Origin of the sequence: Curtobacterium sp. P97 (genome assembly GCF_023712445.1) — a bacterium.
GTDB lineage: Bacteria > Actinomycetota > Actinomycetes > Actinomycetales > Microbacteriaceae > Curtobacterium.
In genome coordinates this window covers 188,343-212,881 of record NZ_JAMAYF010000006.1, presented here as the reverse complement: position 1 = coordinate 212,881, position 24,539 = coordinate 188,343, and the positions used below count along the sequence as shown (strand labels likewise).

The window sequence follows — 24,539 nt, the reverse complement described above, 5'->3', positions numbered from 1 at the left end:
CTCCCGTCCGTCAGCTGTGCGCCGTCAGCCGTGCGCCGTCAACCGCGGTCGCCGCGCCCGTCGGGCACGTCGCGATCGTGCTGGGGATCACGGTGCGGCGTGTCCGCCCAGAGGTCCTCGTCGTCTCGCTCCTTCCGGCGCCACGGCAGCGCTCGGCGTTCCTTCTCGTCCGTTCGTCCGTCGCCGGTGGCACGCTCCTTCGCCCCACGGCCGCGCTCCTTCGTCGGCTTCGTCGGCTTCGTCTCGAGGACGACGATGAAGTGCCGCGGTGGCAGTCCGAAGCCCTCGCGGGACGCCTGGACGACCTTCTTGCCGAGTGCGTGGTTGCCCAGGCCGCCGACGGCCGCGCCGATGCCGAACGGCAGAGCACGGCCGAGGACCGAGGCGCCCTGCCGCGCTGCGAAGCGCTTGATGAACTGGTCGCGGACCTTGCCACCGATGCCGCTCACCACCTGCTTCGGCAGGGACGCGGTCACCATCTCGCCCCAGAACGCCGAGCGTGCCTGGCCCCCGGTGGCCTGACCGGCGAGCTGCTTGACGAGTTGCGTCCCCGGAGCGCCGAGGATGAGGGCCATCACGAGGGTGCGCGAGCGTTCCGGGTCCTCGAGGGCGATGCCGTGCACCTCGGTCACCGACTGCGCGAAGAGTGCCGTGGCCTCGAGGAAGCCGACCGTCTCGGCACCGCTGAGGCCGAGCGCCGCTGCCATGCCGACACCGGGGATCACCGCACTCGCTCCCACGGCAGCGCCACCCGTGGTCACCGCTGTGAGGTACTGCCGCTCGAGGATCTGGATGACCTCGGCGGGGCTCGCATCCGGGTGGCGACGCCGCACGGCGTTCACGTGCGCGACCACCACGGGACGCTGCACGGCGATGACGCGGTCGAGCATCTTGGTCCACCCCGTGGGGTTCTCGGGTGCGGGGGTGCGGTCGTCGCGGGTGTCGGACTGGACCGGGGCGGGCGGCATCGGCACGATCGCCCCGTCGTTGTGCTGTCGGGCCATGACGCAGAACGTACGCCGACGCGGTGGGAGCTCCGCACTCGCAGGATGCCGCGCGCGCCGGCTCGGTGGTCGTGCGGGTCGTCGTCACCGGCACGGCACACCCGCTCGGAGGAGCTTCGCGCGCAAGCGCTCGGGTTCCATCAGGTCGGCCCAGACGACCCGAACGACCGTGCGGACCTCGGGGAACGACCGGATGAAGTCCTCGCGCTGCTTCTCCTGCCAGTGTGCGGCGGCGGCGTCCGCACCGTCGCCGTACTTCGCCCGCCCGTCGACCTCGACGACGACGCCCTGGTCCGGGAACCAGAAGTCGACGACTGCCGTCCGGTCTCCCGCGCGGCTGAAGACGTGCTGCTGGACGGGCTCCGGCGTCCCGAGCAGTCGGAAGCGCACCCGGCACACCGACTCCGCCGGAGAGTCGGACAGCGCCGACCCCATCCCGAGCGCCGTCGCCGCCTTGTCACGTGCAACGGTGACCGTGTCGGCCGCCTCCGCCAGCATCTCCGGGAGCACACGGCGATCGTGCAACGCCGCGTCGACGGCCGGGAGCACTGCGCCGAGCGGTTCGGTCACGGCCATGTCCACCAGGACGTCGACGAGCGGTTCGACCGTGAGCCCTCCGAACCTGGAGGGGGTGTATGGCGGCGTCCCCTCCCATCGGCCGCGGGGCGCACGCGCGACGGTTGGCCGGACTCGCTGGTACGTCGTCGTCTCCACGCGAGAACGCCGCGGGTCGCGGAGTTCCACTCGATCCGGCAGGGCGCCGACGAGGGGGAGTCCGTGGGCGAGGACGGCGCTGCGGTGCGCCAACAGTGTCGGCGGACGGATGCGGTGTGCAGTGGCGCGGACCAGCAGCAGGTGGTGTTCCTCCGGCAGGAGACCGACGACCGTTCCTGGGTCGACGAGGACACCGGGGCGGATCCTCCGCAGGTCGCCGCGCTGTGCGCGACGTTGGAGCGCACGGCGCTCGGCGGAGGGGAAACAGCTCGTGTGGATGAGGGGGACGGCGAGGACTCGTTCGTGCATGCCCGCAAGCCTCGTGCTCTGGATCGGCATCGACGACGGCAGTTGGCCGAACTGGGGACGGTGAGCCGCGCCTCCCGGCTGTGCAGGAGAGATGGCGGCGAGGAGTGCGACAACGTCCATGTTGTACGACAGTGCATCTGTCGCGCCGGCCGCGAGACGCCGCCGTTGCGCAAGCAGTGCGACAACGTTGATGTCGTACGACAGCGCACTTGTCGTGTCGGCCGCGAGGGGCCGCGGTCTCGCGAGAAGTACGACGAATCCGTTGTCGTACGACAGCGGGTGAGTCGTACGACAGCGCCAGCCAGCCAGCCCCGCTCCCCGCGCCCGCAGCGTGCGCCAGGGCCCCAGGCACTACCGCCGCGCGAGCTCCGCGCGCAGCGGCAGGTCCTGGTCCTCGAGGATGAACTGGGCGCCGACGGCCGTGCGCGCGTGCACGACGACCGGCGCGAGCAGGTTCACCGTCGTGCCGGACGCCCCCGGGTTGGCGACCACGAGCAGCATCGCGTCGGCGGGGTCGGTCAGGCCGATCAGGGCCGCCTGCTCGTCGGTGAGTTCGGGCGCGTAGTCGGGCAGGTGCACCGCGGCGTCGAGCAGGAACAGCCGCGCGTCGTCGCCGTGCAGGGCGAAGAGCCCCTCGGCACCCTCGACGGGCTCCAGGGTGAACACGGGCGCCGGCGACAGCCCGAACGGCGGGGTGGGGAAGGTCAGGTCGATGCTCATCGGAGGTAGTCCATCAGGGTCGGCTGCAGGACCTTCGCGGTGACGGCGAGGGCTGCCTGGTAGGTGGTCTGCTGCACCTGCAGGTCGAGGACCGCACCGGCGAGGTCGAGGTCCTCGATGCCGGCGCGACGGGTCTCCAGCGCGACGGACGAGGTCTTCAGCGCGTCCTGCGCCCCCAGTGCCGCCGCGTGCCGCACACCCACGTCGGCCTGCGCCGCACGGAGGGTGCCGAACGCCGCGTCGACGTCGTTGAGCTTCGGGTTCACGTTCACACCGTTCTGCAGGTCGGCGACGATGCCGTCGATCACCGCGAAGGCCGACGTCGCGCCGGAGCCGAACGCCGCGGCCCCCGGGGTGTCGACCCGCACGGTCTGGGCGTCGCCGACGCGTCGGGACACCGCGGTGGTCGCAGCGGCGAAGCCGTCGGCGCTCGTGTAGGCGGTCGCCTCGGTCGAGGAGCCGGCGAAGACCGACCGCGTGCCGTAGGTCGTGTTGGCGGCGGACTCGAGGTCGGCCTTGAGCGCCCGGAACTGCGTGATGAACGCGTCGCGGGCGGTGTCGTCCATCACACCGGAGTTCGCGGCCTGCACGGTCAGGTCCCGCACCGTCGTCAGCACCGCGTGGGCGCCGGACAGGGCACTGTCGGTCGTCGCGAGCCAGCCCACCGCGTCGTTCGCGTTGCGCGTGTACTGCGCGGCGGCGGCCTGCTCCTTCCGCACCTGCATCGACGAGCCGGTGCCGACCGGGTCGTCCGACGGCTTCGCGATCGCCTGCAGCGTGGTGGCGCGCTGCGTGGCGTCGGCGACGCGGGCGGCGTTCGCCTGCAGCCGCTCCGTCGCGGCCGTGATCGACATCTGGGTGGTCACACGGGTGATCACGGTCAGCCCCTCCCGACGAGTCCGACGCGGTTGATGAGCGTGTCGAGCATCTCGTCGACCGCGGTGAGGACGCGCGCTGCGCCCTGGTAGGCGTGCTGGTAGCTGAGCAGGTTGACGTTCTCCTCGTCGAGGTCCACGCCGGCGCCGGACTGCTGCTGCGTGCGTGCGCTGGTGAGCGCGAGTCCGGTGAGGGTCGCCTCCGACGAGGCCGTCCGGGAGGCGCTGCCCACCCCCGCCACGAAGCTCGCCCAGGTGCTGTCCGCACCCCCGGCGACCGTGCCGAGTCGCGAGAGCGTGTCGGCGAACGAGTCGTCGAGTTGTCCCGCCGCGTTCCGCGTCGCCAGCCCGTCGCCGTCGGTCGGGACGACCGAGAGGCCCTGCGCGGCCGGGGTGCCCGCGGCGAGGGCGAAGAACGGCGCTCCGGTGGCACCCGAGGGCCTGGTGCCCTTCGCGTGCTCGGTGTTCACGGTCTCGGCGAGTCGGGTCGCGACCCGGTCGTACGCGGCTGACGCCTCGGCGATGGCGCCGCCCGTGCCGCCGGCAGCGGGGGCGAGGAGTGCGAGCGCGCCACCGATCGAGCCGCCGTCGAGCGTCACCGAGCCGGCACTGCCCGAGGTCCAGCGGAGGGACACGGCAGCGCCGTCGCCCAGACGCGCGCCGCCCTCGAGCGCGACGGTGCGGACGGTGTCGCCCTGCACGAGCGGGTTGCCGCCGAGGAGGACGTCGACGGTGCCGTCGGTGTTCGTCCGTACCGTGCCACCGGCGAGTCCCGCGATCTGCTGCGTGAGCCGGTCGCGCTGGTCCTGCAGCTCGTTCGCGCTGCCACCGGCGGCGAGGGCCGACCGGATCTGCACGTTCAGCCCGGCGACCTGCTCCGCCGCGTCGTTGAGCTGGTCGACCTGGGTCGCGGCCGTCGAACGGACCGTCGTCCACTGCGTGTCGAGCGCCTTCGAGCCGGTGGCGAGGGCGGTCGCGACGGTGGTCGCGGCGGCGATCACGGACGACGCGGCGCCCGCGTCGTCGGGGTGCGCGGCGAGGTCGCCCCACGCTGACCAGAAGACGTCGAGCTGTGCCGACAGGCCGTTCTTCCCGGGCTCGTGCAGGCCGTCCTCGATCGCCGAGAGCCCGGTCGCGCGGGTCTGTGCCCAGGACGACGAGCCGGTCGCCGCCCGGAGGCCGGCGTCGAGCGTCAGGGAGCCGAGGCGTGCGATGCCGTCGACGGAGACGCCCTGCCCGGCGAGGGCAGCGGTGCCGTGCACGAAACCGGTCTGCACGGCGGGGACCGACGACTGCGTGACGCGCTGGCGCGTGTACCCGGCGGTGCCGGCGTTGGCGATGTTCTGCCCGGTGACGTCGATGCCGGCGCGTGCCGCGGTCAGGCCGGAGTAGGCGGTCGCGAGGGATCCGAAGGTGCTCACCACGGTGCTACAGGGTCCCCTCGAACAGGCGTGCGCCGTCGGGACGGGAGCCGGAGCTGCCCGAGGCGTCGTACGTGGACGCGTCGCCGACCGAGCCGGCGAGGGTCTCCTCGGTGGCCTGGGCAGCCGTCCGGAGGAAGCGGTCGTTCTCGTCGCGGAGCGCGCCGATGTGCGTCGTCAGCTCGACCATCGCGGCGAGGTGCGTCGCGAGGATCTCGCCCCAGGGGCCGTTCGGCGCGGCGGCGACCACGTCGCGCAGGGGAGCATCGGGGTCGACACCCCACTCCTCGGCGACGGCGGCACTCGACGCGGCGCGCTCGAGCCCGGTGCTGCGGAGCCGTTCGAGGACCTGCTCGACCTCGCGGCTGGCGTGCGACACCCAGCGGGAGCGCCCGGCGGCGAGCAGGAGCTGCTCCTCCTCGAGCTTGAACGTGAGCAGTTCGAGCAGTTCGCGCTCGCGCCAGAGGACGGCGGACAGGTCGTTCACGCTCATGGCTCCTCCCGGTTCGGGATCGGTGTCGGCGACCAGCGGGTCGTGCCGGTCCGCCTTCCGGTGGACAGCGGGGACTATCGACGCCGAGCGGTCCGTCGTAAGCGGACCGCGGCGGTGGACGCGGGTACGAGACGGGCCGGCGCTGCTCGGCGGAGCGGTGCCCCGCCTCCCGGCCGTGCGCTCCCGGGGGACGCACCGTCACCCAGACCGGGGGACAGAACCGGCGGTTCGTGCCGGTTTGTCCGCCGAAGTGCGGACCGCCGGAACCCCGCGTCCCCCCGCACTGGGGACGTTCACAGCCTGCACCGGTCACTTCCCAGCCGATACATTCGAACCGCACCGCGGGGGACACTCCCGCACCGCGTCGCAGGGGCGCGGGTGCACCGCCCGGAGGGAACCGGGTGGTTCTTCGTCGACCGCACCGGCCTCCCGAGGGCCGGTGTCCGTCGCGCCCACGGACGGGTCAGTCAGCACGTCGACCAGGGGAAGCCAATGGACCGGAACGCACGCAACGCGATGATCGTGGAGCACCTGCCGCTCGTCGGCTACATCGTGTCGGACGTCCGTGCGCGGGCCACCCACCTCGACCGAGACGACCTGGCTGCCGTGGGCTCGCTCGCACTCGTCGCCGCCGCCGAGGCCTTCGACCCGGAGCTCGGCGTGCCCTTCGGCGCCTACGCCCGCACCCGGATCACCGGTGCGCTCGCCGACGACATGCGCTCGTCCGACTGGGCGTCGCGCGGCACCCGGAAGCGCATCCGCGAGACCCTCGCGACGCAGGAGGCCCTGTCCGCCCGACTCGGTCGCTCGGTCGGCGTGCAGGAGATCGCCGACGCGATGGGCGTCGACCGCCAGACAGCAGCCGACGCCATGTCCGACGCCGCCCGGACGGTCGGCACGATCGACGAGACCGTGCACGACGTCATCGCGTCCGAGGACCCGCTGCCCGGTGAGGACCTGCTCGAGGCCGAGAAGCGCCGCTACCTGCGCGCCGCCGTCGCCGCGCTGCCCGACCGGATGCGCTACGTCGTCGAGAACGTCTACTTCGGCGACCGCTCGGTCACCGAGGTCGCGGCCGAGCTCGGGATCACGCACTCCGCGGTGTCGCAGCAGCGGTCCGAGGCGATGCGGCTCCTGCGCGACGGCCTCGCCGAGCACTACGGCGACGGCACCGCGGTCGAGCCGGTGTCGCGCACGACCGCCGCGCGGCGCAGTGCGTACCTGGCGCGGGTCGCGGCGAACGCCGCTGCCGGGGTCGCCCGGGCCGTGCAGGACGCGTCGGTGCCGACGGTCGTCGCAGCCAGCTGATCTTCGGCGAGGAGATTTCCTCGCCGACACCTAACGACCTCGGCGGACCTGCCGAGAGTCACGGATGTCAGCCCATGGACGGGCAGACACCACCACCCAAGGATTCACGGAGGAAACCACCATGGGTATGTCCATCAACACCAACCTCTCGGCACTCAACACGTACCGGAACCTCAACGCGACGCAGAACGACCTGTCGAAGTCCCTCGAGAAGCTCTCGACCGGTCTCCGCATCAACCGTGCTGCCGACGACGCTGCCGGTCTGACGATCTCCGAGGGACTCAAGTCGCAGGTCGGTGGCCTCACGGTCGCCGCCCGCAACGCGCAGGACGGCATCTCCGTCGTGCAGACCGCTGAAGGTGGCCTCACCGAGACCCACTCGATCCTCCAGCGCATGCGCGACCTGGCCGTCCAGGCGGGTAACGACTCGAACAACGCCACGTCGCGGAAGGCGATCTCCACGGAGGTCGGCCAGCTGCAGGAGGAGCTCGGTCGTATCGCCTCGTCGACGAACTTCAACGGCACGTCGCTGCTCAACAACAACGGCTCGCTGAAGTTCCAGGTCGGAGCGAACGCCGGTGCGGAGAACCAAATCGAGGTCGACCTCAAGGACGCCAACGTGTCGTCCATCGTTGACAACCTCAAGGGTGGTACTGGCTCCGCCGCGACGAAGTTCGCGATCGCCGACGTCTCTGCCCTTGCAGGAGCGGCGAAGTTCACGGTCTCGAAGGGCGGCGAGACCACCGAGGTGACCACGGGTGATCTCGGAGCAGCGGATTCCTTCAAGAGCGTTCAGCAGTACGCAGACAAGCTCAACGCCGACGCGAACTTCTCGAAGAACTTCACGGTCACTGTGACGAAGGATGCGAACGGTGCCGGCGACGGCATCGCGATCACTGCTCGCAACGGTGGCACGGTCGCAGTCGCCGAGCCCGGCACTGGAGTTGCCGAGGGGAAGGCTGACCAGCCGCTGACTGGCGGAATCTCCTTCGACGACGCAACGAAGGCGCAGGCGTCGATCGCGATCATCGACGACCAGATCGCGAAGGTCTCGTCGGCCCGCTCGACGCTCGGTGCGATCCAGAACCGCTTCGACCACGCCATCAACGTGACGAACGTGGCCAAGGAGAACCTGACCGCTGCTGGTTCGCGCATCACCGACGTCGACATGGCGCAGGAGATGGTCAAGTACACCCGCGACAACATCCTGAGCCAGGCCGGCACCTCGATGCTCGCGCAGGCGAACCAGAGCACCCAGGGCGTGCTCTCGCTCCTCCGCTAGCACCACCGACGCCGTCGTCCGGAGGAGTTCGAGTCCTCCGGACGGCGGCGTCACCACACCCACGACCACCCCCGACGACAGGGAGCCCCGCGATGTCGACGTCGTCCGTCTCGGGCAACAGTCTCGCGATCGACGGTCTGGTCAGCGGTCTCAAGACCTCCGACCTGATCAACTCGCTGATGACCATCGAGCAGGTCCCGCAGACCCTGCTCAAGAACAAGCTCACCGACACCAACTCGTTCGTGTCGTCGCTGCAGACGATCAACTCGCTCGTGCAGACGCTCGCGACGAAGGCCGGCGACGCAGCCAAGGCCACCTCGCTCGACGTGTACGCCGCGAAGAGCTCGTCCACCGGGGTCACCGTCGCGACCGACGCCACGGCCTCGGCCGGCTCCGTCAGCTTCCAGGTCGGGTCGACCGCGGCCGCGCACGTCGGCGTCACCGCCGCGATGTCGACCTGGGCTTCCGCAGCCGAGCCGCTCACGCTCGTCGGTGCCGACGGGAAGAGGACCACCGTCACACCGGCCTCGGGGTCGCTCGACGACGCGGTCACCGCGATCAACAAGGCCGGCGCCGGCGTGACCGCGACGAAGGTCGCGGCCGGGACCGACACCGACGGCACGAAGCTCTACCGCCTGCAGCTCAGCGCGACGAAGACCGGCGCAGCGGCCTCCTTCGCGTTGTACCGCGGCTTGTCCGACGACGTGACGGCCGGGACCGCGACGAACGTCTTCACCCAGCCGGGGGCCGCCGTCGTCACCCAGGGCAAGGACGCGAGCGTCACACTCTGGGCGGGGACCGCCGCCGCGCAGACGGTCACGAGCCCCACGAACACGTTCGACGACCTGCTGCCGGGGCTCGACGTCACGGTCACGCAGACCACCACCGACCCGGTGACCGTCACGGTCGCGCAGGACACCACGAAGGCCCAGGCCGTCGCGTCCGGACTCGTCGACGCGCTCAACGCCATCACCTCGTACTACGCCACGAACACGGCGGTGACGAGCACCACGAGTCCGACCACCGGCACCACGTCGACGAAGGCCGGGGTCCTGACCGGGGACGGCACGACCCGCGACGCGGTACAGCGCCTCACCACGACGATGTCGACGCCGGTCAACGGGAAGTCGCCGTCGTCCATCGGCATCGTCATCCAGAAGGACGGCACCTTCAGCTTCGACGCCGCGGTCTTCCAGAAGGCCCTGGCGGACGACCCGCAGGGCACCCAGGCCATGCTGTCCGGCGTCGCGACGAACGTCGGTGCCGCGGCGACGGCCGCGTCGGACAAGTACACGGGGTCGATCACGACCTCGATCACCGGGCAGCAGTCGGTCGCGAAGGACCTGACGACGCAGATCGACAACTGGTCGGACCGGCTCACCGCACGACGGGCCACGCTGCAGGCGCAGTACTCCGCCCTCGAGACCAGCCTCAGCAAGCTCCAGTCCCAGTCGGCGTGGCTCTCCAGCCAGCTGGCATCGACGTCGAAGTGACGGGAACGACCATGAACGCCTTCGACCTGCAGTCCGCCGCCTTCCGTCAGGCCGCACAGCCCCGCACGGTGACCGACCAGCGCCGAGCGCAGTACACGAACGAGGCCGTGCTCTCGGCGACGCCCGCACAGCTCGTCACGATGCTCTACGACCGGCTGCTCCTCGACCTGCACCGCGCCGAGGCCGCGCAGACGACGTCCGACTGGGAGGCCGCGCGCGAGCAGCTGCTGCACGCCCAGGCCATCGTCGGCGAGCTGTCGTCCACGCTCCGTATCGACGTGTGGGACGGCGGCGAGGGGCTCCTCGCGATCTACAACTACGCGTCGACGTCGTTGATCACCGCGAACGTGCACCGCGACGTGCAGGCGACGCGCGACTGCATCCGGATCCTGGAGCCGCTGCGCCAGTCGTGGCACGAGGCCGCCGCGGCGCTGCCGACGACCCAGGCGCCGCAGGTCGGCACCGGGGGAGCGCTCGGTGTCGCCTGACCCGCACCCCACTCCCGCCGCGGAGACCGCCGACGGTGCGTGGGCCGCGGTGCTCGACACCCTCGAGCACGAGCTGACCACGATCGACTCGACCACGGACGGCACCGCAGCGACCGTCGTCGACGTGACCCCGTGGATCGTCCCGACCACGCTCGGACCGGTGCCGCGCGCGCTGGTGGGTCGTGCCTCCCGGCTGCTGGCCGCGCAGCGCGACCGGATGTCGACGCTCGAGACCGAGCGGCGGCAGACCCTGGAGCACCTCGGCGCGCTCCGTCAGGTCGCGGCGACGGACGAGCCACGCGGCTCCGTGTACCTGGACGCCTCCGCCTGAGGCGCGCCTGCTCGAGCGAGCACGACGACAGATGCGTCGTCGCACGACAGCGGTTCCGTCGTGTCGGTCGTGGGCCGTCGCGCACCTCCGGCCGGGACGACAGATGCGTCGTCGGACGACAGCGGCTTCGTCGCACCACAGCGGAGCACGCGACGAGTGTTCGACGAGCCCCGCCGCCGCAGCCAGCCCCCGCCCCCCGTTCGGGGCGAGCCCTAACGTCCCCAGCGCCGCCGCCGACAGCGCCCTCCGAGCACGGATCGCTCACTCGTTCGGCCACGGATCGGCCACCGCCAATCGGCGACGTCGCACGACGTCGCACACCGAGGGGACGGGCCACCCGTGTTCGATTCCGTGACGAGCGTCGCGCTGCAGAGCGCGCTCGACGGGCTGTCGCTGCGGCAGCGCACCATCGCGAACAACGTCGCGAACATCAACACGCCGAACTACCACGCCGAGAAGGTGCGCTTCGAGGACGCCCTCGCGCAGTCGATCGTGCACGGTGACGGGCACGCGACCGCGACCACCGCGCGCAGCCTCGAGCCGACGAACGAGATCGGCAACAACGTCAACCTCGACCAGGAGACCCTGTCGAACGTGGACACGGTCCTGCGCTACCAGTTCGCCACCCAGGCGGTCGGCGGCGAGGCGACGGCCCTCCGCGCCGCGATGCGGACGAACTCGTGACGACCTTCGACGCGATCGGCATCGCGAGCACCGGCATGACCGTGCACCGGAAGTGGCTCGACGCGATCTCGGACAACATCGCCAACGTCAACACGGTCCGCTCGATGGACGACTCCGCGTTCCAGGCCCGCTACGTCGAGGTCCAGGAGGGCGCCGGCACGTCGGGCGCCTACGTCAAGGGCGCGGCGTTCGGCAGCGCCGCCGGACGCGTGACCTACGACCCGGACAACCCGCTCGCGAACGCGGAGGGCTACGTCCGCATGCCGGACATCGACCTCGGCACGCAGATGGCGGACCTCATCATGGCCCAGCGCGGGTACCAGGCGAACGCCGCCGTGGTCGACCGTGCCAAGACCGCCTACGAGGCGGCACTGCAGATCGGGAAGAACTGATGCCCATCGACGCACTGAACGGTGTGACCACCAACGCGATGACCCGTGCGTTCGCCGGCGCCACGGACGCCGCGACCGGTGCCGGAGCGCTCGGCGGTGCCGCGGGCGCCGGCGCGGTCCAGCCGGCCTCCGGCGGCGACGGCTTCGCCGCGAGCCTCGGCAACGCGGTCGACGGGCTCCAGCAGCTGCAGAGCGACTCGAAGACCCTGGCGCTCAAGGCCGTCACGGGCAACCTCGACGACATCCACGACGCCACCATCGCGTCCACCCGTGCCCAGGTCACCCTCGAGCTCGTCGCAGCCGTCCGCAACAAGGGCGTCGACGCGTTCAACGAGATCATGCGGATGCAGGCCTGATGCCCGCCGCGATGCAGAACACGTGGGGGCGGCTCGTCGCCTACGTGAAGGGCTTCTCCGCCGCGCAGCGCACCATCGCGCTGATCGGCGTCGCCGCACTCGTGCTCGGCGGGATCGCCCTCGCCAGCTGGCTCGGCAAGGCGTCCTACGCGCCGCTCTTCACCGGACTGGCCGCAGCCGACGCGAGCTCGATCACCGACCAGCTGACGACCGACGGCGTGCCGTACCAGCTGACCGACGGCGGCGCGACGATCCTCGTGCCGCAGGACAAGGTGTACTCGGAGCGGCTCAAGGCGGCGTCGAACAACCTGCCGTCGTCGAACGAGGGCGGCTACTCGCTGCTCGACAAGATGGGCGTGACGAGCTCGGAGTTCCAGCAGGACGTCACCTACAAGCGGGCGATCGAGGGCGAGCTGGCGAAGACGATCTCGTCGATGGACGGCGTGAAGGCCGCCACCGTGCAGCTCGCCATCCCCGAGAAGACCGTCTTCGTGTCCGAGGAGAAGGACCCGACGGCGTCGGTGTTCGTCGCGACCGAGAACGGCGCGCAGCTCACCACGGACCAGGTGCAGTCGATCGTGCACCTGACGAGCGCCGCGGTCGAGGGGATGCAGCCCACCGACGTCTCCGTCGTGGACCAGAAGGGCCAGACCCTCTCCGCGGTCGGTACCGGAGCGACCGGCAGCGGCGCCGACCAGGCCGCCGACTACGACGCGGCCACCCGGAAGAAGATCCAGGACCTGCTCGACACCACGCTCGGACCGGGCAACGCGAGCGTGGTGGTCTCGGCGACGATGAACCAGCAGTCGGGCACCCGGACGTCGGAGAGCTTCGCACAGCCGAAGGGCGGCGCGGTCGCCCTCAACGAGTCCAGCTCGACGGAGGAGTACGGCTCCGGGTCCGGTGCGGGCGCCGGTGCGACCGGCGTCCTCGGTCCGGACAACATCGCGGTGCCGAACGGGACCGCCGGCGGCACCACCACGAACGGCACGGCCGCCGGTGACGACGGCTACAAGAACGAGTCGGCGACGAAGAACAACGCCGTCGACAAGACCACCGAGACGACGCAGATCCCCGCCGGTGGTGTCGAGCGGCAGACCATCTCGGTCGCCCTGAACTCGCGCGCCGACTCGGTGCAGAACGCGAACCTGCAGAGCATCAACGACCTGGTGTCCGCCGCCGCCGGAGCCGACAACGCCCGGGGCGACCAGGTCCGCGTCGCGATGATGGACTTCGACGACTCCGCGGCGAAGGACGCCGCCAAGGCCCTCGAGGAGCAGCAGCAGGCCGAGCAGCAGCAGGCCATGTGGTCGGCCATCCGCACCGCCGGCATCGTCGTCGCCGTCCTCGCCGCCGCGATCGTGCTCGCGATCGTGCTGGCCCGCCGTGCCCGCCGTCAGTCGCGCGAGGCCGTCGACGTCGGTGAGCTCGACGCCTTCGCCGGTGAGACGTTCGAACTGCCCCTCGGTACCGACGACCTGGCGATCCCGGCCGTCGAGCCGCAGACGGTCGCGCTGCAGACGCTGCCCCACGACGACGCCCCGACCGAGGTGCTGACGACGGACGAGATCAGCGCCGAGCGTCGCCGGCAGGAGATCTCCGCGCTGGCCGAGCGCGACCCGAAGCGCACCGCCGACCTGCTCCGCGGGCTCCTCGACGACCGGTCGCCGGTGTGAGCGCGCTCGTCCCGGTCCCCGCCGGCGGGGGCACCACCGACCGCGCCCTGACCGGCGCGCAGAAGGTCGCGCTCATCCTCATGCAGATGGAGACCGAGCGCGCGGCCGAGGTGATGAAGCAGTTCACCGAGCTCGAGGCCGAGGAGATCAGCGCCGAGATCGTCCGGATGCGCCGCGTGGACGACTCCGTCGTGGACCGCACGATGAGCGAGTTCCACCGCATCACGCAGCGCGGCCGCGTGCAGAAGCGCGGCGGCAAGGACGCCGCGCTCGGGCTGCTCGAGGCGTCGTTCGGGTCCGAACGCGCCGCGGGCGTGATGGACCGGCTGGCCTCGAACCTCGCCGGGCAGTCGTTCGAGTTCCTCGACGACGCCGAACCCGGCCAGGTCGTCAGCCTGCTCGAGGGCGAGCTGCCCCAGACCATCGCCCTCGTGCTCGCGCACCTGCAGCCCGGGCAGGCGAGCGCGGTGCTCGCCGGGGTCGACGACCGTGTCCGCACCGACGTCGCCCAGGCCTTCGCGACGATGGGCACGGCGACCCCCGAGGCCGTCGGGATCGTCGCCGGCGTCCTCCGCCAGCGCGCCGGTGCCGTGGTCTCGCCGCGCGAGAGCGTCGAGGTCGTCGGCGGCATCGCGCCCCTGGTCGAGATCATCAACCGCTCGGACGTCGCCACCGAGAAGGCCGTGCTCGACGGCCTCGAGGCGCGCGACCCGGAGCTCGCGGAGGACATCCGCTCGCGGATGCTCACGTTCGAGGACATCGTCAAGCTCGAGTCGCGCGACATCCAGCAGGTGCTCCGCGGCATCGACTCGAAGCTCCTCGCGACCGCCATGAAGGGTGCGCCGACGCCGGTCGTCGAGACGATCCGCGCGAACGTGTCCGAGCGCAACCGCGAGCTGCTGGACGACGAGCTGCAGGCCATGGGCCCCGTGCGCGTCTCGCAGGTCGAGGAGGCGCGCGCCGAGGTGGTCCGCTCCGTCCGCGAGCTGGAGGCCGAGGGCACGATCACCGTCCACCGCGCCGAGGAGGACGAGCTCGTTGACTGACACCACCGTGCAGCGCGTCGCGTTCCCCGTGCTCGGGAGCGCGACGACCCGCGACCTCGCAGCGGCCGCCGACGTGCGCGGCCACGCCGCGGGCTACGCCGCGGGCCTCCGTGCCGCCCAGGCCGAGACCGCTGCGCTGCACGCCCGGCTCGAGGCCGAGCACGCAACGCGACTCGCGGCGCTCCAGGCCGAGACCGTCCGCCGTGTCCAGGTGCTCGACGCGGCCACGAACGCGATGCTCTCCCAGGTCGTGCCGGTGCTGGCCGACGCCGAGGAGTCCCTGGTCGACGCTGCGCTCGACCTGGCCGAGGCCGTCGTCGGACACGTGGTGCGTTCCGGGCGCCAGGACGACGCGACCGGCGAGGGCGACGGCCAGGAGGCACGCCCCACCACCGGTGCGGAGGCGACCGTCCGTCGGGCGCTCGCCTCGGTCGACGCCACCGTCGCGGTGGCCGTCCGGCTCAGCCCCGCCGACGCAGCCCGCGTCGCCGACCTCGCGCTGCCGGTCCCGGTCGTGCCGGACGTGGCGCTGCTCGACGGCGACGCCGTCGTGGACCTGCCGGACGGGCTGCTCGACCTCCGCATCGGCGCAGCGCTCGACCGTGCGCGCGCGGCGCTGAGCCGCTCCGCCGACCGGCCGGAGGCGTCCCGGTGACCGCGACCCTCCTCCGTCCCCGTGGGCTCGACGAGGCGATCGCCCTCGCCGCGCCGCAGCGCGTGGGCCTCGTCACGAGCGCGGTGGGCCTCGGGCTGACCGTCGCCGGGGTCGAGGCCCGGATCGGCGACGTCCTGACCGTCGGCACCGAGGGCAGTCCGCAGACCCCCGTCGAGGTCGTCGCCACCGATCCCACGGGTGTGCGCTGCATGCCGCTCGGACGCCTCGTCGCGGTGACCGCGGGCACCCCCGTCCGCCCGACCGGTCGTCCCGTGCTGGTGCCGACCGGTGCAGGGCTGTTCGGCCGGGTGCTCGACGGGCTCGGGCGGCCGATCGACGACCGTGGTCCGCTCGACACCGACGGCTGGGTGCCGCTCGACCACGCGACGCCGAACGCCATGGCGCGAACGCGGATCGACGCGCCGATGCAGCTCGGCGTCCGCGTGCTCGACACCCTGACGACCGTGGGTCGTGGACAGCGCATGGGCCTGTTCGCCGGCTCCGGCGTCGGCAAGTCCTCGCTGCTGTCGATGATCGCGCGCGGGAGCGACGCAGCCGTCAACGTCATCGCCCTGGTGGGGGAGCGCGGCCGCGAAGTTCGGGAGTTCCTCGAGGACGACCTCGGGCCCGAGGGCCTCGCCCGCTCGATCGTCGTGGTCTCGACGTCCGACGAGCCGGCCCTGATGCGCCTGCGCGCGGCGTTCGTCGCCACCCGGATCGCGGAGTCGTTCCGCGACGCCGGGCAGGACGTCGTGCTCATGATGGACTCGCTCACCCGCGTCGCGATGGCGCAGCGCGAGATCGGACTGTCCGTGGGCGAACCGCCCGCGACCCGGGGCTACCCGCCGTCGACCTTCTCGGTGCTCGCCGGGCTCCTCGAGCGCGCGGGCACCGACCGGGTCGGCAGCATCACCGGGCTCTACACCGTGCTCGTGGACGGCGACGACCACAACGAGCCGATCGCGGACAGCGCCAGGAGCATCCTCGACGGGCACGTCGTGCTCGACCGGAAGCTCGCCGTGACCGGGCACTTCCCCTCCGTCGACGCGCTCGGCTCGGTGTCCCGCGTCGCCTCGAAGGTCACCGAGCCGTGGCAGCGTGCTGCGGCCACCGCGCTCCGGAAGGTGATGGCGGCCCGCCGGAACGCGCAGGACCTGCTCGACGTCGGCGCCTACCAGCCCGGCACGAACCCGCTCGTCGACGCAGCGGTCACCCACCAGGACGCGATCGACGCGTTCCTCCGACAGGGGATGGACGACCGCGCCGACGCCGGGACGTCCTGGCGAGCCCTCGACGCCCTCGTCGCCCGACTGGGGGTGTCCGCCTGATGGCCCGACGCTTCCCCCTCGCCGGCCTGCTGCGTCTGCGGCACGCCGAGCAGGACCGCGCCGCCGCCGCCTTGGCCGCCGCGAACGACCGTGTCCGCGACGCCGCCGACGCCCGCATCGCCGCGCGGCGGAACCTGGCGGACCGCGAGCAGGAGCAGCTCGTCACGGACGCCGCGACGCTGAGCGCGCTCGCGGCCGCGCGGGCCTCGACCCGCGGGATGCTCGAGGAGCTCGACGCCGTCGCACGCACCCGTCGTGCCGATGCCGATGCCGCCCGGACCGCGTACTCCGCCGCCCGCCGTGCCGCGCTCGGCCTCGAGAAGCTCGAGGGCCACCACGACCGCGAGCAGGCCGCCGCCGACCTGCGCGCCGAGCAGGACGCCCTCGACGAGATCGCGGCACGACGCCGCACGGAAGGTGGTGCCCGATGAGCGTCGACGCCGTGCTCTCCCGGATCGCCGAGATCCGCACCCAGATCGACGCCCTGCGCGGCGGTACCACCGCCTCCGCGGGCGGCTCCGCCTCGAACGAGGCCACGACCGGCGCGTTCGCCGACGCCCTGGCGACCGCGACCGGGACGTCGACGAGCGCCGGCGCCGCCGGCACCGCTGCTGCCGACGGGGCGTCCCGCACGCCGGCCACCTCGGTCGACGCGGGCCGCGGCACCCTGGCGACCGGCAGCGGCGCCACCGGGTCCGACGTGGTCGAGGACGCGAAGAAGTACCTCGGTGTGCCCTACGTGTTCGGCGGGACGACCCGGTCCGGCATGGACTGCTCCGGGCTGGTGCAGACGGTGTTCAAGGACCTCGGGGTGACGATGCCGCGCGTGGTGCCCGACCAGGCGGACATGGGGGTGCCCGTCGGGTCGCTCAAGGACGCGAAGCCGGGCGACCTCATCATCCCGAAGGGCGAGCAGCACATCGTGATCTACGTCGGTGACGGCAAGGTGCTGCACGCACCCCGACCCGGCAAGGACGTCCGGATCGTGGACAACTGGTACAAGGACTCCGACATCGCGACGATCCGCCGCATCGTGCCGAGCGAGGCCGCGGCTCCTGCGGCGACCCGGTCGGTCTCCGCAGCAGGTGCGGCGCAGTCGGTCACCGACCTGCAGACCGCGGCACTCCTGTCGGCGATGCGGGGGAGTGCCGCATGAGCACCGTGAGCACGACGACCCTCTCCCCGGCTCCCGCCGCACCGGGGAGTGCTGCGACCGCCGGGGCGACCACCTCGGCGCTGCCGTTCGGCGCCGCCCTCGCCGCGGTGCTCGCGCCGGCCGCGTCGAGCACGTCGGGCGGCGCGTCGGTGGGGACCGCGGGCGTCACCGGTGCGCCGTCCGGGACGGCCGCCGCCTCGGGTGCCCCCGCCACGGGCGCTCCGGCCTCGACCGCCGCTGCCCCGAACACCGCGGACACGACCGCCGCTGCCCCGAACGCCGCAGACACGACGGCCGCTGCCCCTGCCACCGATCCGACGCTGCTCGGCATCGTGCCGATGCCCACCGCCCTCGTCGCGGTCCCGTCGGCCCGCGCCGACGCCGTGTCGGACGATGCGGTGTCGGCCCAGGGCGGGACCGCCTCGAACGGTGCCGTGCCCGGGGTCGGCCCTGCACGACCGACCGGAGCGTCCGACCGGCCCGGAACCGTGGAGACGCGCGGGGCCGCCGGGACCGCCGGTCCTGCCGGCACCGCGGACCGCGCAGCAGCAGACGGGATCGGAACGCCGTCACGGGCAGACACCGGACCGCAGCTCGACGCCGTGCCATCCACGAGCGCTCGACCTGCAGGAACGTCCGGCGCTCCCCGGCCCGGTGCGGCACAGCCCGCCGTGGTCCGTCCCGCTGCGGCGCCGCTCGAGCGCGACGTGTCCGACTCGTCCGACGTGTCCGCGGGAACGACGCCCGTCCTCGCGACCACGCCGTCGACGACCGGTGCACCCGGCGCGCCCTCGACGACCGCCACCTCTGCGGCGACCGGCTCGACCGTCGCGGCCCCGTCGGTCCTCGGACCCGTCGCGGTGGACGGGGCGTCGAGCTCCGCCGCTCCCGGAGCCGCGACAGCCGTCGCCGTGACCGCGTCCGCGAGCACGACGACCGAGACCACCACTGCCGGGACCACCACGACCGGGACCACCGCGACCCTGACCGCCACGACCCTTCCCACCACGACGGCGAGCAGCCCGCTCGCGACGACGGACGCCGCGGCCGAGGCCGCCGGCCCCACGGCAGCGACCAGCGTGTCGTCGGCGCCGCAGGCCGGTCGCCCTGCCGACACCGGCACGGCGAGCACGGCGACCGCCGCCGCCCTGGTCGTGCAGACCGGACCGGCCACCGGGGCCCGGAGCGACCACGGGTCGGACCGGCGGACGGGCGGCCAGGGTGATCCGAGCCTCCAGGTCGTGACCGCCCCGCGCAGTGGCGAGACGCCGTTCGCGGTCCCCGCACCCGCGACGACCGGGCTCCCCACCGCGCCGGGCGCGGCGACGGCGAACGCCCCGGCGCCCCTCGCACAGCAGCTCGCGCGCCCGGTGTTCACGCTCGCGCAGGCCGGTCCCGGCGACCACGTCGTCACGGTGCAGGTCACGCCCGACGCGCTCGGTCCCGTCACGGTCCGCGCGCACGTGACCGCGCACGGGATGCACGTCGAGCTCTTCGCCGCGTCGGACGCCGGCCGCGACGCGGTCCGGCAGGTGCTGCCCGACCTCCGCCGTGACGCTGCCGGCAGCGGGACCACCACGACCCTCGACCTGTCCTCCCAGAACCACCCGGGCGCGCAGCCCGGTCGCGACGACCGGCCGGCACCGACGGTGCTGCGCCCGGGAGTCGGCCTGGAGGCCCGCCCCACCCCGACCGCGCCGGTCACCACCCGGCCCACCACCGTCCGATCCGTCGGGCTCGACGTCCTCGCCTGACGCGGACACGAGAAGGAGACCACACCATGCCCCTCGACGGCATCACCGGCTCGGTGGACGCTGCCACGCAGGCAGCGGCGATCGCCCAGACCGCCGGTGCGAAGAAGTCCCAGACGATGGACTCGGAGGTGTTCATGAAGCTGCTCGTCACGCAGCTCCGGAACCAGGACCCGTCCTCGCCGATGGACACCAACCAGATGATCAGCCAGCAGACGCAGCTCGCGACGATGGAGCAGATCACCAACCAGACCACGACGGCGAACGAGAACTTCTCGCTGCAGATGCGGATCGCCGCCGCGAACCTCGTCGGGAAGCAGGTCAGCTACACCGACGCGAGCACCGGGACCGCGGTCTCGGGCACCGCCACCGCCGTGTCGTACGCGAACAGCGTGCCGACCGTGACCGTGAACGGGAAGGAGGTCGACCTCGACGTGATCTCCGGTATCAAGGCCGCCTGACCCGCGGCCGCGCTCCTCGTCCCCCTCCTGTTCGTCCTCCCTCCACGAGTCTTCCTTCCACGAAAGGTCGCACCATGCTCCGCTCCCTCTACTCCGGCATCTCCGGTCTCCGTTCGCACCAGCAGATGCTCGACGTCACCGGCAACAACATCGCCAACGTCAACACCGTCGGCTTCAAGTCGTCGACCACCGTCTTCCAGGACACCCTGTCGCAGATGACCCAGGGTGCCGGAGGACCGCAGACCGGCCTCGGCGGCACGAACCCCGCGCAGATCGGCCTCGGCGTGCAGGTCGCCGGCGTCTCCACCAACTTCGCGCAGGGCTCCGCACAGGCCACCGGCAAGGCCACCGACCTGATGATCTCCGGCGACGGGTTCTTCGTCACCCGCCTCGGCAACGACACCGTCTACTCCCGCGCCGGCGCGTTCGACTTCGACGCCGACGGTCGCCTCGTCACCGCCGACGGCAAGATCGTGCAGGGCTACTCGGCCACGAACGGTGTGGTCAACGAGGGTGGCGGCCTGACCGACATCCGGCTGCCCATCGACGCCGCAGCACCCGCGGTGCGGACCACGACGGCCGGGGTCACGGGCAATCTGCCGTCCGAGACCGCCGTCGACGCCCAGAAGGTCCGCGAGGCCACCGTCTACGGCCCGGACGGCGAGAAGCGCTCCCTCACGCTGACCTACACGAAGACCTCGGCGACGCAGTGGAGCGTCCAGGGCCGCATCGACGGCGGGACGCTCGGCCCGGCGACGACGCTGACGTTCAACACCGACGGGTCGCTCGCCAGCGGTGGCCCCGTCACCGTCGGCGGGATCACCGTCGACGTCTCGAAGACGACCGGCTACGCGTCGCTCGACACCGCGTCGATCTCGGAGCAGAACGGCAGCGCGGCCGGCTCCCTGCAGGGGTACTCGATCTCGAAGGACGGCACCGTCGTCGGGTCGTTCTCCAACGGGTCCTCGCTGGCGATCGGCCGCATCGCCCTCGCCACCTTCGCGAACCCGGCCGGCCTCGAGAAGACCGGCGCATCCGGGTACCGCGCGACCGCGAACTCCGGCCAGGCCACCGTCGGCGCACCCGGCGACCCGGGTGTGGGACAGCTCGCCTCGGGCACCCTCGAGATGTCGAACGTGGACCTGTCGCAGGAGTTCACGAACCTGATCGTGGCGCAGCGCGGCTTCCAGGCGAACGCGCGGATCATCACGACCTCGGACGAGGTGCTGCAGGAGCTGACGAACCTGAAGCGGTAGGGGAGCGGGGCGGTCGGTCGCGGCCGCGCCGTCCCTGCTCCTGCACGGTGCGGGGCCGCCGCTCGGGCCGTGGCGAACCACGGCACGAGCGGCGGTCCCGCAGGCGCTAGCGGGTCCCGGCGCCGGGCGTGTCCCAGTACGACGGCTGTTCGTACTGCTCGGACCACCCGCGACGCATCCGCGTCGCCGCGCGGTCGAACGCGTCGACGAGGTCCGTGTCCGTGGTGAGCAGCGCCTGCAGGCGGAGCCCGTCGTACAGCGCCAGCAACTGCTGCGCGCCCCGGACCGGGTCCATGGTCGCCGGCTCCCGTCCGTCGCGGACGTCCGCTGCGAGCCCGTCACGGATCGACTGCCGGAACCGCCGGTAGGTGGACCGGTGGTAGTCGGCGCCCTCCACCGTCGGGTCAGCGGCGGACGCGAGACTCGCGGCGAGGAGTTCCATGAGTGCCGGCTGCTCCGCATGTGCAGCGAGCAGGGCGTGCAGGAACGGGACGGTGCCCTTCTCCGCCATCAACGGCACGAGCGGCGCCGCGATCGTCTGCGTCCACCGTTCGACGGTCGCGGCGAGCAGCGCCCGTTCCGTCGGGAACGCCGCACGGACCTCGTCGGCGTCCATGCCCGCGCGCTCAGCGACGACGTCGAGGGTGAACCGGGAGACGCCGCCGTCGTGGAGCGCGGCGATCGCCCCGTCGATCGCGCGCGTGCGCGGTGCTTCGTCCGCTTCGGCCGTCCGGCTCGTCAGGGGTGCCAGCGGGTGCTTCCGGAACCACTCCAACAGCCCTCGCGCCCGGGTCAGGCCGAACATGGGGTCGGCTGGCTGGCTGGGGCCGAACAGGTCACTGAATCCCGGGACCTGCTGCATCAGCGGATCGAGCGGTTGGAACGCCATCGACCAGTCCGGGAACGACCGCTGGGCGACGGGCTCGTCCGCCAGGATCCGGACGTTCGTGTGCCGAGGGTCACGGCGGACCTGTTCGAAGCGGACAGCAACGGTCTCGTCGTCGCCCTCGATGATCCCGAGGCAGTTGTCACCCTTGTGCGCCAGGATGCCCGTCACACCGAGGGCTGTGTTCTTCTCCCGCCCGACCGCGAGGATCTGCGCGAGCTCGGTGTCCGTGATCGGACGGGTCTGTGTGCTGGTGTACACGATCGAACGCATCGGTGCTGGTCTCCCTGCCGTAGTGGAACACGGTGCGCTCTCGAGTGAACTGCCCTGTCTACTGCTCCGCAACCCCCCCGACCGGGCGCGGACAGTGGTCATCCCGTGAACGCCCCCGTGCAGGAGTTGCGGACCGGCCGGAGACGGGCGGGACACGGGACACGGGAAGCAGTGCCTGGCTGCAACCCGAATGCAGCCAGACACGACACCGTCCGGATCACGAGTCCGGTACGGGGACCATCGAACCAGGCCGTGAGGAGGCCCTCGAGACCCACAACGCGGGGAGAACGACCGTTCCCCGGCGTGCCTCGCTCGTCGACCGATCGCCTCGCAGGTGCTCCGGCGTTCACCGCTCGCGGAGGATCCCGAGGAACTCGTCGGCCATGCCGAGGTGCTGTTCGAGCTTCGCGCGCCGCTGCTCGGTGTCGCGGATGTACTCGTCGAGCTGCTCGCGGAGACGCGCCTGCCCGGGTCCGTCACCGACGACCTCGAGGGCGTCGACGACGGCGAGCAGTTCGGCCATCTGTTCGAGGGAGAAGCCGAGCGGCTTCATGCGACGGATGATGAGCAGCCGGGCGAGGTCGGTGTCGGTGTAGAGCCGGAAGCCGCCCTCGGTCCGGCCGGACGGGTGCAGGAGACCGACTTCGTCGTAGTGGCGGATCGTCCGGTTCGACAGGCCCGTACGGTCGGCGAGCTCGCCGATGTGCATCGTCGTCGGTGCGGCTCGCTCCGTCATCGGCTTCTCCTTCGTGGTCCTGCTGGGCTCTGGCGAGCGTAGCGCCGTCGTGTCCCCGGCCCCTGTACCAGGTATCGACAACCCTTCCGTGGCGGTAGGGTTCGGGAGTCCCCAGTGAAAGCGAGCGTGGCATCACGTCCTCCCCGAACACATCTGACATCACCCTGCCCACCCCGGGTGCCGTCCCACCGGCGGATCCGACAGCGACGCCGCCCGGCCGGACGGCGAGGGGTGTACGTGGCTGGTTGCCGTGGGTCGCGGTGATCGCTGCGGGCGGTGCCCTGTCGGTCATGAGTGCGCCGGGGCAGACGGCGGGCCTGTCGGTGTTCACGGACCCGCTGATCCGGGAGCTGGGCATCTCACGGACGGAGGTGTCGACGAGTTACCTCATCGGCACCCTGCTGGGTGCGTGCGTCCTGCCGTTGACGGGTCGAGCGTTGGACCGGTGGGGCGTCCGGCGGATGACGATCATCATCGGGGTCGCGTTCGCCGTGTTCCTCGCCGCGTTGAGCTTCGTCGCGGGGATCGTCGGCCTGACGGCTGGGTTCGTCGGTGTGCGCATGGCCGGGCAGGGCGCGCTCTCGCTCGCCGCGACGACGCTCGTCGCCCGCAGCATCGCCGACCGACGGGGCCTCGCGCTCGGGATCGCGTCAGGGATCGGCTCCGGGGGGATCTCCCTGGTGCCGGTGTTCGTCGAGACCCTGATCGCGGGCACCGACATCCACGTCGCGTGGCGGGTGGAGGCGGTCGTCGTCGCCGCGGTCGTGATCCCGATCGGATTGCTCCTTCCGCGACGTACCGCCACTGCCCAGGGCAGGAAGTCCGCGGAAACTGCCGGTGGCGGGCCGGTGTGGACGCTCCGGGAAGCGGCCGCCACCGGCATGTTCTGGACCATCGCTGCCGGGCTCGCGGTGTCCGGGATGCTCAGCACCGCGCTGGCCTTCCACCAGGTCGCCGTCCTCGGCGAGCGGGGCCTCACCCCGGGGGAAGCGGCCGCGAACTTCCTCCCGCAGACCGTCACCGGCATCGCCGCGACCCTGCTCACGGGCGCGCTGTCGGACCGCATCCCGCCGAAGTTCGGCGTCACCATCGCGATGACGACCCTCACCGGCGCACTCCTGCTGCTCCCGATCGTGCACACCGGGTGGACCGCTGTCCTCTACGGGCTCGTCCTCGGCGCCGCCGGCGGAGCCCTGCGTGGCATCGAAGCCTCCGCGTACGTCCGGTACTACGGAACGGCGAACATCGGCGTGATCCGCGGCGTCGCGACCGGGACGAACCTCGCCTCGACCGCGTTCGGACCGCTGCTGCTCGCGCTCGGCCACGAGGTCGCCGGCGACTACACCACCCCGGTGCTGGTCGCCGCGATCCTGCCGGCAGTCGTCGCCGTCGTCTCCGTCTTCGCCCGCGCCCCACGTCACCCGGCACTGCACAGCTGATCGGCC

26 protein-coding genes are annotated in these 24,539 nt (G+C 72.2%); 18 read left to right on the top strand and 8 right to left on the bottom strand.

All coding sequences use genetic code 11. The features are described from left to right. Positions 1-38: 38 nt before the first annotated feature. The 6 genes from M3677_RS08810 to M3677_RS08785 all read right to left on the bottom strand — a co-directional run bounded on the left by M3677_RS08810 (position 39) and on the right by M3677_RS08785 (position 5,536). On the bottom strand, positions 39-1,004 hold the full coding sequence (locus M3677_RS08810) for a hypothetical protein (protein ID WP_251160279.1): 966 nt from the start codon (positions 1,002-1,004) through the stop codon (positions 39-41). An 84-nt stretch (positions 1,005-1,088) separates the two neighbouring features. Continuing rightward, on the bottom strand, positions 1,089-2,027 hold the full coding sequence (locus M3677_RS08805) for a hypothetical protein (RefSeq protein ID WP_251160278.1): 939 nt from the start codon (positions 2,025-2,027) through the stop codon (positions 1,089-1,091). A 351-nt stretch (positions 2,028-2,378) separates the two neighbouring features. Further along, complete coding sequence (fliW, locus tag M3677_RS08800; protein WP_209682800.1) at positions 2,379-2,747, bottom strand: flagellar assembly protein FliW; 369 nt, start codon at positions 2,745-2,747, stop codon at positions 2,379-2,381. Then, positions 2,744-3,625: a flagellin gene (locus tag M3677_RS08795; protein WP_066654097.1), complete on the bottom strand. Its 882-nt coding sequence runs from the start codon at positions 3,623-3,625 to the stop codon at positions 2,744-2,746. The genes fliW and M3677_RS08795 overlap by 4 nt, the downstream gene beginning before the upstream one ends. Before the next feature lie 2 nt (positions 3,626-3,627). Further along, entirely contained in the window at positions 3,628-5,043 is a 1,416-nt protein-coding gene (gene flgK / locus M3677_RS08790) for a flagellar hook-associated protein FlgK (RefSeq protein ID WP_251160277.1), read from the bottom strand. A gap of 7 nt (positions 5,044-5,050) precedes the next feature. Continuing rightward, positions 5,051-5,536, bottom strand: coding sequence for a flagellar protein FlgN (locus M3677_RS08785; RefSeq protein ID WP_066654099.1), 486 nt, complete (start codon positions 5,534-5,536; stop codon positions 5,051-5,053). Between the two features lie 492 nt (positions 5,537-6,028). On the opposite strand from M3677_RS08785, the gene M3677_RS08780 reads away from it, so the two are divergent. The 17 genes from M3677_RS08780 (at position 6,029) to M3677_RS08700 (ending at position 21,199) form a co-directional block, all read left to right on the top strand. Beyond that, entirely contained in the window at positions 6,029-6,844 is an 816-nt protein-coding gene (locus M3677_RS08780; protein WP_251160276.1) for a sigma-70 family RNA polymerase sigma factor, read from the top strand. 121 nt (positions 6,845-6,965) lie between these two features. Beyond that, on the top strand, positions 6,966-8,126 hold the full coding sequence (locus M3677_RS08775) for a flagellin (protein WP_251160275.1): 1,161 nt from the start codon (positions 6,966-6,968) through the stop codon (positions 8,124-8,126). 92 nt (positions 8,127-8,218) lie between these two features. Further along, positions 8,219-9,619, top strand: a complete 1,401-nt coding sequence (gene fliD, locus M3677_RS08770; protein WP_251160274.1) for a flagellar filament capping protein FliD — start codon at positions 8,219-8,221, stop codon at positions 9,617-9,619. 11 nt (positions 9,620-9,630) lie between these two features. After that, a complete protein-coding gene (gene fliS / locus M3677_RS08765; protein ID WP_235426581.1) occupies positions 9,631-10,107 on the top strand; it encodes a flagellar export chaperone FliS in 477 nt (158 codons plus the stop codon). After that, a complete protein-coding gene (locus M3677_RS08760; RefSeq protein ID WP_251160273.1) occupies positions 10,097-10,438 on the top strand; it encodes a hypothetical protein in 342 nt (113 codons plus the stop codon). Before fliS ends, M3677_RS08760 begins: the two co-directional genes overlap by 11 nt. 339 nt (positions 10,439-10,777) lie before the next feature. Then, positions 10,778-11,122 carry a flagellar basal body protein gene (locus M3677_RS08755; RefSeq protein WP_066654107.1) on the top strand — a complete coding sequence of 115 codons (345 nt, stop codon included), beginning with the start codon at positions 10,778-10,780 and terminating at the stop codon, positions 11,120-11,122. Continuing rightward, positions 11,119-11,514 (top strand): flagellar basal body rod protein FlgC, encoded by a 396-nt coding sequence (locus M3677_RS08750; RefSeq protein WP_224442989.1) that lies wholly within the window; start codon positions 11,119-11,121, stop codon positions 11,512-11,514. Before M3677_RS08755 ends, M3677_RS08750 begins: the two co-directional genes overlap by 4 nt. Next, a complete protein-coding gene (fliE, locus tag M3677_RS08745; RefSeq protein WP_251160272.1) occupies positions 11,514-11,870 on the top strand; it encodes a flagellar hook-basal body complex protein FliE in 357 nt (118 codons plus the stop codon). The genes M3677_RS08750 and fliE overlap by 1 nt, the downstream gene beginning before the upstream one ends. Then, positions 11,870-13,546, top strand: a complete 1,677-nt coding sequence (fliF, locus tag M3677_RS08740) for a flagellar basal-body MS-ring/collar protein FliF (protein ID WP_066654109.1) — start codon at positions 11,870-11,872, stop codon at positions 13,544-13,546. Before fliE ends, fliF begins: the two co-directional genes overlap by 1 nt. Next, positions 13,543-14,592, top strand: a complete 1,050-nt coding sequence (gene fliG / locus M3677_RS08735; RefSeq protein ID WP_081984829.1) for a flagellar motor switch protein FliG — start codon at positions 13,543-13,545, stop codon at positions 14,590-14,592. The genes fliF and fliG overlap by 4 nt, the downstream gene beginning before the upstream one ends. Continuing rightward, on the top strand, positions 14,585-15,247 hold the full coding sequence (locus M3677_RS08730) for a hypothetical protein (RefSeq protein ID WP_251160271.1): 663 nt from the start codon (positions 14,585-14,587) through the stop codon (positions 15,245-15,247). The genes fliG and M3677_RS08730 overlap by 8 nt, the downstream gene beginning before the upstream one ends. Then, positions 15,244-16,575, top strand: coding sequence for a FliI/YscN family ATPase (locus tag M3677_RS08725; RefSeq protein WP_066654112.1), 1,332 nt, complete (start codon positions 15,244-15,246; stop codon positions 16,573-16,575). The genes M3677_RS08730 and M3677_RS08725 overlap by 4 nt, the downstream gene beginning before the upstream one ends. Next, positions 16,575-17,006, top strand: a complete 432-nt coding sequence (locus M3677_RS08720) for a flagellar export protein FliJ (protein ID WP_251160270.1) — start codon at positions 16,575-16,577, stop codon at positions 17,004-17,006. Before M3677_RS08725 ends, M3677_RS08720 begins: the two co-directional genes overlap by 1 nt. Continuing rightward, a complete protein-coding gene (locus M3677_RS08715; RefSeq protein ID WP_251160269.1) occupies positions 17,003-17,731 on the top strand; it encodes a C40 family peptidase in 729 nt (242 codons plus the stop codon). The genes M3677_RS08720 and M3677_RS08715 overlap by 4 nt, the downstream gene beginning before the upstream one ends. Then, a complete protein-coding gene (locus M3677_RS08710) occupies positions 17,728-19,485 on the top strand; it encodes a flagellar hook-length control protein FliK (RefSeq protein ID WP_251160268.1) in 1,758 nt (585 codons plus the stop codon). The genes M3677_RS08715 and M3677_RS08710 overlap by 4 nt, the downstream gene beginning before the upstream one ends. A 26-nt stretch (positions 19,486-19,511) precedes the next feature. Continuing rightward, positions 19,512-19,943: a flagellar hook assembly protein FlgD gene (locus tag M3677_RS08705; protein WP_251155430.1), complete on the top strand. Its 432-nt coding sequence runs from the start codon at positions 19,512-19,514 to the stop codon at positions 19,941-19,943. Positions 19,944-20,017: 74 nt separating this feature from the next. After that, entirely contained in the window at positions 20,018-21,199 is a 1,182-nt protein-coding gene (locus M3677_RS08700; protein WP_251155431.1) for a flagellar hook protein FlgE, read from the top strand. A 106-nt stretch (positions 21,200-21,305) separates the two neighbouring features. On the opposite strand, the gene M3677_RS08695 is transcribed toward M3677_RS08700, so the two are convergent. Together M3677_RS08695 and M3677_RS08690 are read right to left on the bottom strand one after the other, a co-directional pair. Next, positions 21,306-22,358: a BLUF domain-containing protein gene (locus M3677_RS08695; RefSeq protein ID WP_251160267.1), complete on the bottom strand. Its 1,053-nt coding sequence runs from the start codon at positions 22,356-22,358 to the stop codon at positions 21,306-21,308. Between the two features lie 346 nt (positions 22,359-22,704). Then, positions 22,705-23,094, bottom strand: coding sequence for a MerR family transcriptional regulator (locus M3677_RS08690; RefSeq protein ID WP_209682764.1), 390 nt, complete (start codon positions 23,092-23,094; stop codon positions 22,705-22,707). 290 nt (positions 23,095-23,384) lie between these two features. Between M3677_RS08690 and M3677_RS08685 the strand changes: the two genes are divergently transcribed. Further along, positions 23,385-24,533 carry an MFS transporter gene (locus tag M3677_RS08685; RefSeq protein WP_251160266.1) on the top strand — a complete coding sequence of 383 codons (1,149 nt, stop codon included), beginning with the start codon at positions 23,385-23,387 and terminating at the stop codon, positions 24,531-24,533. Positions 24,534-24,539 lie beyond the last annotated feature (6 nt).

Excerpts from the sequence above, each read along its gene's own strand:
- M3677_RS08810 (WP_251160279.1), bottom strand. The coding sequence starts at position 1,004 with ATGGCCCGACAGCACAACGACGGGGCGATCGTGCCGATGCCGCCCGCC.
- M3677_RS08805 (WP_251160278.1), bottom strand. The coding sequence starts at position 2,027 with ATGCACGAACGAGTCCTCGCCGTCCCCCTCATCCACACGAGCTGTTTC.
- fliW (WP_209682800.1), bottom strand. The coding sequence starts at position 2,747 with ATGAGCATCGACCTGACCTTCCCCACCCCGCCGTTCGGGCTGTCGCCG.
- M3677_RS08785 (WP_066654099.1), bottom strand. The coding sequence starts at position 5,536 with ATGAGCGTGAACGACCTGTCCGCCGTCCTCTGGCGCGAGCGCGAACTG.
- M3677_RS08780 (WP_251160276.1), top strand. The coding sequence starts at position 6,029 with ATGGACCGGAACGCACGCAACGCGATGATCGTGGAGCACCTGCCGCTC.
- M3677_RS08775 (WP_251160275.1), top strand. The coding sequence starts at position 6,966 with ATGGGTATGTCCATCAACACCAACCTCTCGGCACTCAACACGTACCGG.
- fliD (WP_251160274.1), top strand. The coding sequence starts at position 8,219 with ATGTCGACGTCGTCCGTCTCGGGCAACAGTCTCGCGATCGACGGTCTG.
- fliS (WP_235426581.1), top strand. The coding sequence starts at position 9,631 with ATGAACGCCTTCGACCTGCAGTCCGCCGCCTTCCGTCAGGCCGCACAG.
- fliE (WP_251160272.1), top strand. The coding sequence starts at position 11,514 with ATGCCCATCGACGCACTGAACGGTGTGACCACCAACGCGATGACCCGT.
- fliF (WP_066654109.1), top strand. The coding sequence starts at position 11,870 with ATGCCCGCCGCGATGCAGAACACGTGGGGGCGGCTCGTCGCCTACGTG.
- M3677_RS08720 (WP_251160270.1), top strand. The coding sequence starts at position 16,575 with ATGGCCCGACGCTTCCCCCTCGCCGGCCTGCTGCGTCTGCGGCACGCC.
- M3677_RS08715 (WP_251160269.1), top strand. The coding sequence starts at position 17,003 with ATGAGCGTCGACGCCGTGCTCTCCCGGATCGCCGAGATCCGCACCCAG.
- M3677_RS08710 (WP_251160268.1), top strand. The coding sequence starts at position 17,728 with ATGAGCACCGTGAGCACGACGACCCTCTCCCCGGCTCCCGCCGCACCG.
- M3677_RS08705 (WP_251155430.1), top strand. The coding sequence starts at position 19,512 with ATGCCCCTCGACGGCATCACCGGCTCGGTGGACGCTGCCACGCAGGCA.
- M3677_RS08700 (WP_251155431.1), top strand. The coding sequence starts at position 20,018 with ATGCTCCGCTCCCTCTACTCCGGCATCTCCGGTCTCCGTTCGCACCAG.
- M3677_RS08695 (WP_251160267.1), bottom strand. The coding sequence starts at position 22,358 with ATGCGTTCGATCGTGTACACCAGCACACAGACCCGTCCGATCACGGAC.
- M3677_RS08690 (WP_209682764.1), bottom strand. The coding sequence starts at position 23,094 with ATGACGGAGCGAGCCGCACCGACGACGATGCACATCGGCGAGCTCGCC.
- M3677_RS08685 (WP_251160266.1), top strand. The coding sequence starts at position 23,385 with ATGAGTGCGCCGGGGCAGACGGCGGGCCTGTCGGTGTTCACGGACCCG.